Source organism: Pseudoalteromonas sp. SG43-8 (genome assembly GCF_014164245.1).
Taxonomy (GTDB): Bacteria; Pseudomonadota; Gammaproteobacteria; order Enterobacterales; family Alteromonadaceae; genus Pseudoalteromonas; species Pseudoalteromonas distincta.
The window spans coordinates 60,729-75,914 of the sequence record NZ_JACJEX010000014.1 but is presented as its reverse complement, the minus strand read 5'-3'; the positions used below and the strand labels follow the sequence as shown (position 1 = coordinate 75,914).

The 15,186-nt window shown below is 38.2% G+C and carries 11 protein-coding genes and 1 rRNA gene; 6 read left to right on the top strand and 6 right to left on the bottom strand.

All coding sequences use genetic code 11. From position 1 onward, the window contains the following. The first annotated feature begins 2 nt into the window (after positions 1–2). From rrf to H5122_RS17765, 6 genes are all read left to right on the top strand, one after another. Positions 3–117: ribosomal RNA gene (gene rrf, locus H5122_RS17790) — 5S ribosomal RNA — on the top strand. Positions 118–645: 528 nt separating this feature from the next. Beyond that, positions 646–1,440, top strand: coding sequence for a VOC family protein (locus H5122_RS17785; RefSeq protein WP_182682793.1), 795 nt, complete (start codon positions 646–648; stop codon positions 1,438–1,440). An 88-nt stretch (positions 1,441–1,528) separates the two neighbouring features. Next, on the top strand, positions 1,529–1,894 hold the full coding sequence (locus tag H5122_RS17780; protein ID WP_002959878.1) for a hypothetical protein: 366 nt from the start codon (positions 1,529–1,531) through the stop codon (positions 1,892–1,894). Then, positions 1,891–4,224: a fatty acid cis/trans isomerase gene (locus H5122_RS17775; RefSeq protein ID WP_182682794.1), complete on the top strand. Its 2,334-nt coding sequence runs from the start codon at positions 1,891–1,893 to the stop codon at positions 4,222–4,224. The genes H5122_RS17780 and H5122_RS17775 overlap by 4 nt, the downstream gene beginning before the upstream one ends. A 132-nt stretch (positions 4,225–4,356) precedes the next feature. Next, positions 4,357–6,084, top strand: coding sequence for a response regulator (locus H5122_RS17770; protein WP_182682795.1), 1,728 nt, complete (start codon positions 4,357–4,359; stop codon positions 6,082–6,084). A 392-nt stretch (positions 6,085–6,476) separates the two neighbouring features. After that, complete coding sequence (locus tag H5122_RS17765; protein ID WP_182682796.1) at positions 6,477–7,886, top strand: ATP-binding cassette domain-containing protein; 1,410 nt, start codon at positions 6,477–6,479, stop codon at positions 7,884–7,886. A 47-nt stretch (positions 7,887–7,933) separates the two neighbouring features. Here the strand turns inward: H5122_RS17765 and H5122_RS17760 are convergent, their stop codons facing one another. The 6 genes from H5122_RS17760 to H5122_RS17735 form a co-directional block, all read right to left on the bottom strand. Further along, positions 7,934–8,812, bottom strand: a complete 879-nt coding sequence (locus H5122_RS17760; protein ID WP_182682797.1) for a TraB/GumN family protein — start codon at positions 8,810–8,812, stop codon at positions 7,934–7,936. Positions 8,813–8,861: 49 nt separating this feature from the next. Next, a complete protein-coding gene (locus H5122_RS17755; protein WP_182682798.1) occupies positions 8,862–10,298 on the bottom strand; it encodes a HAMP domain-containing sensor histidine kinase in 1,437 nt (478 codons plus the stop codon). Next, a complete protein-coding gene (locus H5122_RS17750) occupies positions 10,279–10,953 on the bottom strand; it encodes a response regulator transcription factor (RefSeq protein WP_007377292.1) in 675 nt (224 codons plus the stop codon). Before H5122_RS17750 ends, H5122_RS17755 begins: the two co-directional genes overlap by 20 nt. Before the next feature lie 63 nt (positions 10,954–11,016). Beyond that, positions 11,017–12,963, bottom strand: coding sequence for an LTA synthase family protein (locus H5122_RS17745; RefSeq protein WP_182672746.1), 1,947 nt, complete (start codon positions 12,961–12,963; stop codon positions 11,017–11,019). Continuing rightward, entirely contained in the window at positions 12,954–13,325 is a 372-nt protein-coding gene (locus H5122_RS17740; protein WP_007582120.1) for a diacylglycerol kinase, read from the bottom strand. Before H5122_RS17740 ends, H5122_RS17745 begins: the two co-directional genes overlap by 10 nt. Then, positions 13,322–14,992, bottom strand: a complete 1,671-nt coding sequence (locus tag H5122_RS17735; RefSeq protein WP_182682799.1) for a phosphoethanolamine transferase — start codon at positions 14,990–14,992, stop codon at positions 13,322–13,324. The genes H5122_RS17740 and H5122_RS17735 overlap by 4 nt, the downstream gene beginning before the upstream one ends. Positions 14,993–15,186 lie beyond the last annotated feature (194 nt).

Here is a 15,186-nt window from a genome sequence, read left to right as displayed (position 1 = left end):
TGCTTGGTGACAATAGCGTTTTGGACCCACCTGACTCCATGCCGAACTCAGTAGTGAAACGAAACAGCGCCGATGATAGTGTAGCATTTGCTATGTGAAAGTAGGACATTACCAGGCTTCAAATTAAAGAAACCCGTTACAGCAATGTGACGGGTTTTTTGTTTTCTGAGGTTTAGAAAAAGCCTATAGGCTATATAGAACTTGCATGCCGAACTCGGTAGTCAAACAAAACAGCTCGAAGGCGAGCCCCGACCAACGATAGTGTAGCATTTGTTATGTGACTCTCCACCGCTGTGGGCACTACGACAGTACCAGACTTCAAATTGTAGAGAGCCCGACTAGAAATAGTCGGGCTTTTTTACGTCTGCAGAAAAGTGATTCAGGGATTCCTCTAGAGCGAAGGACTTCTTAGTAAATCATTTATATCAATCAGCAATAATATTTAATCCATTTGAGAGGTTAAATCTGACCCTAACTGCGTTAAAAACCTCAAATATGAAACAACTGAATAACGAATTTTTGCCCTTCTTTTATCGACTCTGATTAGTTATTGCTCTAATCTCAATTTATGATCTGTTCAATTAAGTAGTTTATAAAATGTGACAGAGCTCGTTTAGATAAAAATAGAATAATAAGGGTTTAATAATGAGTGAAATTGATAATCATCCACATGGTATTTTTTGTTGGTCAGAGCTTTGTACGCACAATTGGAAAGACGGTAAGGCGTTTTATACATCTTTATTTGATTGGGGGCATGACGATCAACCTATTGGAGAGAACATATACTACACCATGCTACAAAAGCAAGGTGATGATATCGCTGCAATGTACGAAATGCCTAAAGAGCAAATTAGTGCAGGTATCCCAAGTCATTGGTTGGCTTACATTGCCGTCGATAATGTTGATGATTGTGCGCTAAAAGCAAAAGAACTGGGTGCTGAAGTTATTGCCGGCCCTCATGATGTTATGAATGCAGGTCGCATGCTTATGCTAAAAGATCCAGTAGGCGCAACTGTTGCACTATGGCAGGGGAATGAGTATACAGGTTGTAAGCACTTAGGTGAATTAAATACGCCTTATTGGCATGAGTTAGCAACAAGAGATAGTAAAGTAAGTCGAGACTTTTACTGTGCTTTACTAGGCTGGGAAAGCGAAATAAAGCCTATGGAAGGGATGGACTACATTTTATTTTTAGTCGATGGACAACCAATTGCCGGTATGCTTGAAATGACAAGTGAATGGCCTGATGATACCCTTGCTCATTGGATGATTTATTTTGCAGTAGAGAGTTGCGATGTAATTGTTAGCAAAGCCGCTAGCTTAGGTGGACAAGTATGTGTTCCTGCAACAGATATCCCCGATGTTGGTCGTTTTAGTGTTATATGCGACCCTCAAGGTGCTGTATTTTCGGTGATCGAATCTGTTATGGATGACGTTTAAACACAGTTACATTAGCTTTAGCGTTAATTTGCTCGCTAGTTTGATATAATACTCGTCAATTAAATCGTCAGAAAGTGCAGAGAACGCAATGGAATTTGAACAAGATAGTAATTTAACCCTCCCTTTATTTCTATTAGATGAATCATTAAGTAATAGAGACTTAGAGCAGCCTGATTTTGAAATATCAATTGGACTTGATGATGAGTTACTTGCTCAAATTTGCCAGAACCCAAGTGAAGATAGCAGTGTCGCTATTACTGTTAGCGGTTATGAGTTGCTTATAACTAATCCTCTGTACCTAGCTATATTAGATCAAGAGCACGATGCGCAGATAACATTAACGCATGGCCCTCTTTTAAGTATTGTTTTGAATACTGAAGGTCAGAATACATTCGTTTCTCCTCAAATGGATATGATGCCCACCTTTGATTTAGGTGATGAGGACGACGAATGAGAAAAATACTAATAAGTACGATAGTACTCATTATTTTAAGTGGTTGTGCATATTTGGGAAATGCTCACTACGATGATCTTTTTGGACCTGAACAAACACAAGAGAGAATGGTGCCTCATACAACAGGTGCTGGTGCTGATTTTTTACAAAATGTAAAACCTGTACTCGATACCCGCTGCGTAGTTTGTCATGGTTGTTACGATGCACCATGTCAACTGAAGCTCTCATCCCCTGAAGGTATTGACCGGGGGTTGAGTAAAGAGCTTGTTTACGATGGAACTCGTTTATTGGCAACGACCCCAAGCCGTTTATTATTTGATGCAACTAATACTCAGCAATGGCGAGAAAAAAACTTTACGCCAGTGCTAAATGAGCGCATACAAAGTGAAGAAGCTAACTTAGCGGGCAGTGTGTTATTTAATAGCTTAGTGTTAAAGCAAAGCCATGAATTGCCAGTAAACGAAGTGTTAGGTGATGAGTTTGACTTTTCGTTAGCGCGTTCGCAAACCTGCGCAACAATGGGTGAGTTCGATCGATTGGCAAGTGATCAACCTCATGGCGGCATGCCTTATGGTTTACCTGGTGTTTCGCGTGAAGAGTTTAATCATTTACAGAGCTGGCTTAAAGGTGGTGGTAAAATGTCACATATTCAGCCACCGAGTAAATATGATCAGAATAAAATAGCGGGCTGGGAAGAATTTTTAAATCAAGATAGCTTAAAGTATCAGTTATCAGCACGGTATATTTATGAGCATTGGTTTTTAGCACATATTTATTTTACTTCAGAAAACCCACAAAGCTTTTTCAAACTAGTTCGCTCAAGTACGCCTCCTGGTGAGGAAATAAAGTTAATTAACACGCGTCGCCCATACGATGACCCTAAAGTTAGCCGTGTTTATTATCGTTTTATGCAAGAGCGTACAACCATACTTTCTAAAACACATTTACCTCTTGAGCTTAATGAAGCTAAATTACTGCGTTTATATGAGCAGTTTATTGCGCCAGATTATACGGTTACGAAAATGCCTAGTTATGAGGCTAAGGCAGCATCTAACCCTTTTAAAACTTTCGAAGTTATTCCAATTAATTCTAAGTATCAATTTATGCTTGATGAGGCAGAGTTAATTATTATGGGCTTTATAAAAGGGCCTGTTTGTCGTGGTCAGATTGCTTTGAATGTTATAAACGATCACTTTTGGGTGGCGTTTGCTGATCCTGATAAGGTTGCGACCCCTGCTGTAGGGGAAATGCTAATGCAACATGAAGAGGCATTAGAGCTTCCTGCCGCTGAGGAAAGTAATGCCTTACCCATTTCTAGCTGGGTTAAATATTCAGTTCGCGAGAAAAAGTATTTACAGGCGAAAGTTGAGCTGGCTAACAAAATGTTCAAAGGTGGTGAGCACCTTACAACAGACTTACTTTGGAAAGGTGATGGGCATAATAAAAATGCGGCACTAACTATTTTCCGCCATTTTGATAGTGCAACTGTAGTTAAAGGTTTTATTGGTCAAGAGCCTAAAACCACCTGGATATTAGATTATGCTTTGTTTGAGCGTATTCACTATTTGCTTGTAGCAGGCTTTGATGTGTACGGAAATATAGGCCATCAATTAGTGACACGCCTATACATGGATTTTTTACGTTTAGAGGGAGAGCAAAACTTCTTAGCATTATTACCTGAGGCTAAACGTAATCAAATCAAAAAGCAGTGGTATCGTAACTCACCACCTGACTTATCTAAGTTCTTTAAAAATAACCGAGAATTTAGTCAGCCAAGTGGTATTAACTATAAAACTGATGATCCACAGCATGAGCTATATACTTTGATGAAAGAAGCCTTAGCGCCAGTTTTAAGTGAAAGATACAACTACACTGAAGTACCAAAGCCGTTAAATGTAGTAAGTAACATGCCAGCAAAAGCGGTAAACTTGTTACCTCAGCTTTCCTTTGTACTTGTAAAGCAAAAAGATGATAGCCATAAGGGCTACACTATTATTCATCATAATGCGCACTACAATATTTCTAGTTTACTAAACGAAGATGGTCAACGTGCTTATGAAGAAGATACCGCGACTATTGTTCCTGGCTTTATCGGTGATTACCCCGCAGCTATTTGGTATTTAAATAACGAGCAGCAAGTAAATGCTTTTGCCGAGCAATTGCCTATGATGCAAATAGAAGCCGATTATGGTGCTTTGAAATCTAAGTTCGGCATTCGACGTACTCATCCACAGTTTTGGCAATATAGCGATATATTGCACGATACAGCTAAAAAGTATCGTGGGATAGAATATGGAATGTTCGATTATAATCGATTAGAGAATCGCTAATATAATTTTACTACTATGGCCCAGCTTGATGCTGGGCTTTTTTATTGGGTATTAATAATTCGCTTAATTATTTTGACTGATTCTTCGTTTTAAAAAATTAGTCTACACTTATATAAAAAAACTGGTTTATACATGTTCAATATTATTAAAAGCGTGAGAACACGTTACCGATGGGCACTAATTGCAATAGCGCTATTAATAAGTGGCTCTGCTTTATTAATGCAGCATAGTTTTTCTGTTCAAAAGTTTGATGCAAAAATTATTAACATCGCTGGTAGCCAGCGTATGCTCTCACAGAAAATTGCTTGGCACAGTAATGCTATACTTAACATCAGTAATTACTCGCCAGCTCATACTGAGTCACTTGAGAAGTCCCTCAATACATTTAAAAAGTCCCATCAAACATTATTAACTAAAAACTCTGATGACGAATACATTTACTTAAATCCAGCGTTAGTAGACTTATATTTTGGTGAAACGATAGGGTTAGATAAAGCGGTATTTGACTATATAGAACAAACAGAGCGGCTTTTGTATCAGCAAGGAGAGATAAACCACTCAGTATTTTCTATAAAGTATGTTGAAACGTTATTAACAAAGCTTGATAAGGCAGTGAGCTTATTTGAATCTCAAGCTGTTAAAAAAGTAAATTGGGTCGCCAACCTAGAGATACTATGCTGGTTATTGGCAATGACATTATTACTTATTGAGTTAAGATTTGTTTTTATACCAATGGAAAAAGAGGTTTCAGACACGCTTTTAGAGCTACAAAAACAAAAAGATTTTGTTTATCAAACAAGTCAAAATAAAGAGCATTTTATTGCCAGAGCTAGTCACGAATTTAGAACACCTTTGCAGGGACTTATTACGTCTATTGAGGAGCTAGAGGTTTCTGATAAACAGCAAAGCGTTAAAACCCAAGCTAACTATTGCGCGCTTAGGTTAATAGCCATATTAGATGAATTACAAGACTTGCAGGCTTTAAGTGCAGGTAAATGGGTACCGCATTTAAATGACGAAAACCTTTTAGAGTCGTGTAATAAAGTAGTAATAGCTTACAAGCATGCGTGTAAGCAAAAAGGCCTAAAACTAGTTAGCTCTTTAGATGAATCGTTAAATTGTGTATGTAAATTGGATCATCAACGTTTGCAGCACACACTTACAGAATTAATTAGTAATGCAATTAAGTTTACACAAAAAGGTGAAATTACTGTTTCAGCTAAGCTTTTAAATGATGAATTTCATTTAACAGTGAGTGACACTGGCAGTGGCTTTTCGAAGAAGATTACCAGTCTTGAATTTGACTCATTTAAACAAACCAATCACTTTCAAGGGTTGAGAACAGGCCTAACCCGGGTTCAATACGTTGTAAAAGCACTGCATGGTGAAATTACTTTTACAAATAATAAAACTCATGGTGCTTTGGTGTCTTTGTATTTACCAGTGACAATAAGTAAAGCCCTCCCAACACCTCTTAAAGTAAACAACAAGCTAACGTGTTTAGTCGTTGAAGATAACCCATTAAACACTATGTTATTAACCCGCATACTTAGCTTATTAGGTTTAAGCTATGATTGCGCAGAAAATGGTAAAGTCGCGTGTGAGATGGTGAGTGAAAATCAGTACGATATTGTTTTTATGGACCTAAACATGCCAGTAATGGATGGGTTTGAGGCTATTAAAAAAATACGTTCCGATCTTAATAAAGTAATGCCAATTATTGTTATAACAGCGAATACCTCACAAAATGATATAGAGCGAGTTTATGAATACGGAGCTAACCTCCATCTTCATAAGCCAATAAGCCAGCAAGCAATTAAAGACGTATTAAATAGTATTAGCGTTGTTAGGGCGTGTTGATCTTTGGTAGTTGAATTTGCAGCAGTATGTTTGGTTTTTAGGCAAGGCAGAGCCTATGTAGTGTGGTTATTCCCCATAAATAGGCGATAACGCAGCATAAATACCAAACATGCGCTGCCCATTGGGTTCTTTCTAGGGGCGATTAACTCTTTGTTGCCTACATGGATGTAGGTAAGGGGCGTGAGCAGGACGCGGAAGCTTTACTCGGTTTTGACTTAGCCCACTAGGTTACCAACCTCGCGCCGCGATTTAATCTTCCTTGGATTGAACAAATTTCAATCCACAAAGATCAATACGCCCTAGTGAAATAAATTAATTTTGCAGATAACAAGCTTGCTAAGCACTTTTAATATACGTTAACTTGCTGTTTTAAGGTTTATTAGGAAAAGTTAGTGCAGTCAATTACGCTTGAGCAATTTAATGGTTACTTACAAGGGCAAGGTAAAAGCCGTTACGATATATGCAACCTAGATTGGCAAGTAAACCTAGGAGAACATTGGTTACTTTTAGGTGCTAATGGAGCTGGTAAATCTGCACTGACAGCTGCGTTAATCGGTGAGGCTAAGTGCGAAAGTGGTAAGCGTATAAGTAGTATTAATAAGCTTATGCTCGTGTCTTCAGATTCGCATAAACAGTTACTAGCTCAAGAATTAGAGCATGAAAAGCACACCCTCGTTAAAGACCTTATTTTTACAGGGCATAGTAATAATGATGAGTTATTAGCGCAGCTAATAGAGTTATTTAAATTTAGCTCATTACTAAATAGGCATTTTAGAGACCTTTCAACGGGTGAAACTCGTAAACTCCTACTTATAAAAGCACTCAGCTCCCATAGTGAGTTAGTCGTGCTTGATGAGCCATTTCATGGACTCGACGTACAATCTTGCCAGCAGCTCAATAAAATACTCATAGAACTTAGCCAAACTATTACTTTTGTTTTTGTACTAAACCGCCTAGACGAAATCCCTTCATTCATTACTCACTATGGCTATGTAAGCCAAGGTTGCTTGTTACATACTTTAGCAAAGCCAGACAGTGAGCAATTGAGTGATTTACTAAAACTACTTCATTTAGAACATACCTCATTGGATGTGCCACCTCCTGATACCGAACAAGAGAAAAAGGCATTCACCGGTAATACCTTAGTTAAATTGAGTAATGCTAAAGTTAGTTACAGTGATGTAAGCATATTCAAAAATCTCAATTGGACTATAGAAAAGCATCAGCATTGGCAGCTCAGTGGAGCGAACGGTTCAGGCAAAACATGCTTATTAAATTTAATAACAGGTGATAACCCACAGTGTTATAACAATGACATTGAAGTGTTCGGTTTTAAACGTGGGACAGGGGAGAGTATTTGGGATATAAAACAGCATATTGGTTTTATATCTAACGCGCTACATATGGATTACCGCGTAAGTATATCGGCTTTAAATACTGTTATTTCAGGATTTTACGATAGCATAGGTTTATATCAAAAACCGAGCGACGCACAAATTAATATTGCTCAACAGTGGCTGGCATTTATTGGTTTAAGTGATAAGCAAAATACCTCATTCACCCAGCTATCGTACGGCGATCAGCGTATGTTGTTAATTGTGCGGGCTATGGTAAAACATTCAACGTTACTTATTTTAGATGAACCTTGCTTAGGCTTAGATGAAGCAAACAGGCAACGTGTACTGCTACTAATAGAGAAAATTTGTGCTGCCAATACAAGTACTGTGATTTATGTAAATCATCATGCGGCAGACAAAATTAAAGGAATAGAGAATTACTTAAAAATGGAAGACTTTCATTAAAAGCTCAGAGAAAGGTTGAGCGAAAATTCACTCAACCCATTTTTATTTTAAAGACGAGTAACGCTAAAGCCTTTATCTCGAAGTTGTTTAAGTAACCCGTGTTTTTCAGGTAAATGCAAAGCGCCTACAGCAATAAATAGCTGCTCGTTTGCTAAACGCGGTGTGAGTTGTTTAACCCAATTATTATTACGGTTAGTTAGCATTACTTGCTCGCTAATTTCACCGTAATTACTGTCATCAAAACTCATGTTGTAGTAATCGGTTAGTGTGTCCATGTCACCGCTTTTCCACGCATTAACTAACTTGATAAAGTAAGTATTAATATCGGCTAGTTGCTCAAAGGTTTCTTCAATCATTTCATTGCTTAGTAGCGCCATACCATCAAACATTTGTAGTTGTTGCTCTAGGGTTTCAAGCTCGCCAATTTTAATATTATGCTCTTTAGCATAACTAAGTACTTGCTTGTCTATACCGGTTTTATCTGAATATCCTGCATTTTGAAATTCAATTTGCATCATAGTCACCATAACAGCCCAAGGCTTTAAGCCATTAAACATAGCAATATCAATCGACTTTTTAGCAAAGTAATCTTTTAGCTTGGTATAATTTTGCTTTGAAAGCTCAGTTTGCAGTGTTTTACCGTCACTTAGCATCATAAATGGCATTGAGCGCTGTTGCATTTCAAGTGGTGTAAGTTTGCTTATATCAACTTCAACAATCACTTCTTTGCTTGCGCTAATCGCATCGGTTACATTTTTAGGTAAGCCTTTCATGCTGGCATCACCAACGTGTACGGTGCCAAATAAGTAAGAGCTGACGCCATTTTTTTCTATTTTATATAAGGCAGGAGCAGCATAGCTGTTAAAGCTAAATGTTATAAGTAATGCCACAATAAAAAAGTGGCTAATACGGGTAAGAGCATTCATGGTTTGTCCTTAAAATCTCAAAATTAGTAGTGTAAATACTAACCTAAATTTACTTCAGAGGTAACGTTAATATAAACGTTAACGTATTGTTTTCGGTATTACTGGCCGTAATAGTAAAGCCATTTAAGTTACATAAGCTCTGTACAATTGATAATCCTAAACCATGGCGCTGGTTATTAGTTCTAGATGAATCTAGCTGATAGAGCGGGTCAAAAATAGCAGTTAGCTGTTCATTACTTAGTGGTTTATTTACTTTGTTACTAACAGAGATGGTCATGTTTGTGCTGTTATTTACGGCAGTTAATTTAATTGGCGCCTCAGGAAGTCCATAAAATAGTGCGTTATCGATTAAGTTACATAAAATGGTATTTAAACTAAATTCGTCAACATTAAGCGTAAGTTCGCCACTTATTTCGTTATTTAAACGCGTTTTGATACTTGGATGCTTAAAGGTCAGCTCATCAATAATTTGATTTACTAAGTTATTTAGCATGATATTTTGTGCATTCAATTGCATAGCACTACTACTTGAGCGCTGCAATAATAAGAGGTTGCTAACAATTGTTTTCATACGCTGTGAAATATTAAGCACATCACTGGTATAGGTGTCGCTAATGCGTTTATCGTCAGGGTAGCGAATAGCCACCTCTGAGAGGCTTATTAGTTCAGCTATAGGGGTTTTAAGCTCGTGTGCAATGTCGCTTGTTAGGCGTTTTTCATTACTATAGAGTTGCTGATTAACGGTAATAAACTTATTTAGCTCGTTACGTATAGGTTCTATTTCTTCTACTTTAAAGTCGCTTTCTATTGTTTGCGCAACACCGGTAATATCGAGTAACTTAATTTGATCGTTTAAATTGTGTAGAGGGTGCAGGCCTTTATTTACAATACGTGTCACTAAATAGCGCACACCAAACACACCAAGTACACAGGTTAAAATAAAGACCACATCAATAATAATCAGTACTTTATTAAGTTCGGCTGTCGGCGCTGCAATCGCAAGCGTCATGGTATTAAAAACAGCAGAGTGAGTGGGATTTCTATCATCTTTTTGGGCTACAAAGTGACTTATAAGTGCGCGACCATCACGCCCGTTAGGAAGCTCGTAATCTATAATTTTAGATTCGTTTATCGGCATTTCTAAAAAAGGCAGGTTAGCATTTTCATAAAGCGCTAATGAGTCCGAGCGCTCAAACACATCACGGCCATGCCATAATTGGTAAAACTCCGTGGCATCGGCTGCTTCATACTCCGACATAAACTCACCAGCAAAATCAAATTCAACCACGTTGTTGTCATCTTCAACTAAGGTTTTTAAGTAGTTAGCTTTATTAGTTAAAGACTGATTAAACTGATCTTCCACCCAAGTATCAACACTTAAATCAACGGTTAAAAATATGGTGAATAAAATAACTGAGATCACGGCGCTAATATTATTAACGAGTTTACGTTTTATTGAGTGATTTTTATTTTGTTGTTGCGACATAACCAAATCCACGTTTATTTTTTATCGGGAGCTCGCCATCAAACTGTCTTACTTTTTTACGTATGGTTGAGATGTGTGCTTCAAGCGCATTTTTAGAGAGCATATCAAACTGACCTACCACCGCTTCACTTATAAGCTCAAGCCCCAATACTCGCTCTGGGGCGTTAAATAAGCATTCTATTATTTTATATTCATTACGCGTGAGCTCAATGGCATGTTGCTTGTAGTGAAGAGTTTTAAGCGAGAGATCTAATACGCAATCACCTACGGTAAGGGTATTTTGTTGATTTTGCAGTGAACCACGACGAAGTAATGCAAGGACACGAGCATGGAGTTCTTCAAACGAAAATGGCTTAGTTAAATAATCGTCAGCGCCTTTCATAAGGCCGTTAATTTTATCTTGAGGCTCACTTCGTGCCGATAAAATTAGCACACGGCTTTGGCTATTACTGCTGCGCAGTGCTTGTAAAATACTCATGCCATCAACGCTCGGTAGCATTAAATCAAGTACGAGGAGGTCGTAGTTTCCACTTAGTGCCATACTCAGCCCTTCTGAGCCATCACCAGTTTCATCTACGGTAAAACCAAGGTTGCTAAGGCCAACTTGCAAGCTGCGTCTTAATGCTTCTGAGTCTTCAATAACGAGGATTTTCATGTTTACTCGGTTTATAAAAATAGCCTTGTTACTTTAACAAGGCTTTATTATCAAGTCACTTGGTTAATGATACCAACCATTTGTGTAGGCTAAATTACCTAAGTTCGCATGGGCTAGGGCTTTTTTTACTAGTTGCTCATCGTTTTCACATGGCACAAGCTGGTTATTGCTATACGTATAGGTGGTTGCTGGTTTTTGTGGTTGTAACACCACCACTTTATTATCGTGCATGTAGGCAAAGTTTTTGTCGTATTGCATCATTGCGCGTTGTTTGTTGTCGCTAATTGGCTTTGATAAATCATGACCTATCATAGGGTGCTTACCACTTGCGCCAATTAAAGACAGTAGAGTAACAGGGATATCGAGCTGGCTGGCTAGTTGGCTATCTCGTTTATGGGTAATACCTTTTCCAAAAATAACGGCCGGAATTTTAAAGTGATCAACTGGTACTAAATTTGAACCCGATACGCGCGAGTCGTGATCGGCAATAACTATAAATACGGTATCATCCCAGTAGCTCGATTTTTTAGCTTTTTCGATAAAGGTGCCTAGTGCGTAATCGGCATACTTGGCAGCATTATTACGGGTTTGTTTTTGTTTATCGTACAGCGTTATTTTATCGTCAGGAAAGTCATACGGGCTATGATTAGAGCTTGAAAATATAAGGCTAAAAAATGGTTTGTTTTGATTTTTAAGCTTAGTAAGTTCTATATCGGCTTGGTCGTACAAGTCTTCGTCTGATGCGCCCCACGAGCCATTAAAGTCTATTTTTTTAAAGTTATTTGTATCTACGATACTTTTAAAACCGTTGCCTAAAAAGAAGCTGCGCATGTTATCAAAATGGCTTTCGCCACCATAAATAAACTGCGTGTTGTAATTTTGCTTGGCTAAAAAATCAGCAATGGTAAAAAAGTCGCGTTGTGATTTATCAAGCTTAACAACCGCACGCGAAGGCGTTGGTGTAAACCCTGTAATTACCGCCTCAATTCCACGTACTGAACGTGTGCCCGTGGCGTATAAATTATCAAACCCCCAGCCTTGTTTATAAAGGGCGTCTATATTAGGTGTAAGTGGTAAACCGCCAAGCGTGCCTACATAACGAGCACCTAAACTTTCTTGTAAAATAATGACTAGATTTTTGGGTTTACCTGTATTACTTGCGCCATGAAACGTTTTTGTAGGGGCGGTTACATCACTAAATGTGCCTTGCGTATTTTGCATGTTACTACGCACAATACTAAGCAATTCATCGGTGGGCATTTTACCGTAATAGTCTTGGCTTGATTGCTCATTAGAAAGTTGCTTAACTGCAAACGCGACGCTATAAAGTGAGTTAAGGGTTAAGTCGTTAAGTAAGTGATCTGTAGAAAACGAGACCATGGCGGGGTTAAGTGGTCTGTGTCCTAATGAGTTGCGGGCGCCAAAAATAGTTAAGCATACTAAAATAAGCGCTAAAATTGATTGATTTAAACCTGTTAGTGATGACTTGCTTTGCCATTGATTGCTAAATATTTTACTTGCAAATTTACAGCTTAAAATAAGTGCTATAACAGCAATAAATACTTCTAACTTATAGCCTGAAAAAATCATTTTTGAGACTTCTTTAGGGTAAATTAAATATTCTATAAATAAGCGGTTTGGGCGTAAGTCGTACTCGTTTATAAACGTAGGCGTAATCACTTCAAAAAAAACAAGTAAAGCAGACATCGTCACTAAATAAATTTTAATGAGGCCGCGTACTTTATTTTGCCACCCTACGCTTTGCATCAGTAAAGTAAGTAGTAATGCGGGCATAATAATGTAGCTTAGAGTGGCTATATCAACTCTTAAACCACCTATAAATATAGATAACCACGCATGCGATCCAAATACACGCTCCCCTTGCCATACACTTAATCCAAAGCGAGCAAGTGTTAAAAAGCTAAGTGCCAAAACAGCAAATACAACAAAAATCCATACAGGGCCAAGTGCATTTTGTATTTTAGGTATAAAAGTTAGCTTTATGCCCATAACACAGCCCACCAAATAAGAGCGGCAATTAGCATAGCTATAAACACGCTTGCAGAGGCTATATCTTTAGCTAGCCCCGAAAGCTCATGGTATTCACTGCCAATTCTATCAACTACAACCTCAACTGCCGTATTTACCAGCTCAGCAAACAATACAAAAAGCAGGCTAGCTATAAGCAGTAATTTATCCCTTAGTGCAATTTCTTGTAGCCACACAAACACACCGAGTAATGAAAACAGTGCTAGCTCTTGTTGAAACGCCGCTTCAAATCGACTCATCCATTTTAAGCCGTTAAAAGAATGGCTTAAGGTAAAAATAAGGCGCATTAAGCCTTGGCGTTTTATAACGGTTTTATTACTCATAGTTTTATTTCGCTTGGTGTTGTTTGGCAGTTAGCAAGTAAATCAAGTGATGCCTGATACGTTTTGCTTTTAATGCCAATTAAATTTAAAAGGGTGTGAAAAATATTGTTGTGTGAGCGTGCAGCGCGGGTGTCTAAATTAGCTAAACAGGTATTAGTAATGCGCTGATTATGCTCATCAGCCCATATATAAAGAGGAACGTGCGTTTGTGTGCTAGGTGCAAAGCTATACGGAAAACCATGTAAATAAGCACCGGCTTCGCCAAGTGATTCACCATGATCAGAGACATATAAAAACTGCTTATCTATGTTGTTTGGCAGCGCTTTTAATTGCTCAATTACCTGGGCGTTAACAAAGTCGCTGTACGCAATTGTGTTGTCGTAGGTATTAACTAATTCATCGAGTGAGCAGTTTTGAATGTCGCTTCTGTCGCACGTGGGCGTAAATTGCTTAAATTTTTCTGGGTAGCGTTTAAAGTAGGTTGGTCCGTGTGAGCCCATCATGTGTAGGACGATAACGGTATTAGCTTGGCTTAAATTAGCGAGTTTGCGCTTAAGTGGAGCAAGAAGTGCTTCATCAAAACAATATTTTCCATCGCAAAGCGCTGATGGGGTGGTTGGGATATCAATGTTAACAACACGGGTGCATACGTTTTTACAGCCGCTGTTGTTATCAACCCACAGTACGTCGCTGCCAGCTTGTTGTGCTAAGTCAACCAGGTTTTGTTGGTTGTCGGCTGCTAATCGATCAAAGTTATCTTGTGTTTGCAGTGAAAACATACACGGCACAGACACAGCAGTAGCGGTGCCACAAGACGCCACATTATTAAAATACGTCACATTATACTTTTGTGTATAAGGGTTGGTGTTGCGCTTATAACCTTGATAAGAAAAGTTTTCTGCTCGTGCGGTTTCGCCAACAACCATAACTGTTACGCTGGTGGTGCTAGGCGTAATGAGAGTGGGTGTTGCATCTATATTTTTAAATTCCATATTGGTATACAGCAGCTGATCGCGCATATATTTATAACCGCTAGAGAGATACTGAAATGGGATGAGTTCTTTTTTCAAAATGCGGTTATTGCGGCCAGTGGCTGCGTAATCGGCGTAAAAGTTTACGACCACTAAAGCAATTAGTGAGCAGCACGCTACAATAAGTTTTATACGACTAATTGCTTCTTGGTGAGGGCGGGTAAAGTGTATTTTTACTTTGCTTAATATAAAAACAGGTAGCGCACAAAACAGTAGTAGAAAGCCTATGAGCTGCGGATTTAAATAGCTCAGTGCTTCGCTTGAATCTGTTTCGAACGTGTTTTGAATCATTGAATAGTCAAACACTACGCCGTAATTTAATGAGCCGTAAAGTACGGCACTCGAAATTATCAGTAAAAGGTAGTTAATTGGTTTTAGTAACCACCTAACCGACACTATTGAAAAGAAAATAATTAAAAGGCATAACAACAGCAGTGGCACTGAAAGTAAAAATAGCCATGAAAAAGATGCAAGGGAGGTGATGGCGCTAAACGAACCTTGAATAAAAGGAATGTTTATAACTAAACAGTAATAACAGGCAATCATCACTACAAAGGCATTTGCACTACAGTGAATGTAAAACCGCTTACTACGATTTGGCTTTTTTTGTGCTGGTGTTTGGCTAGTTATGTTCATATTTAGGCTCGTTTAAAATAACAACGCCATGCTATGCAACAACACTTAAGAGTCGCTTAAGAGAACCTACGCATTACCTGAAGGTGATAAATAATTTTATTTATAAAAATATTCTCAAAAATTAATCAAACCTTAAATAAGGGATATAAGAATAGTGAATTTCTGAGATTAAAATTAGAGCATAAAAAAACCAC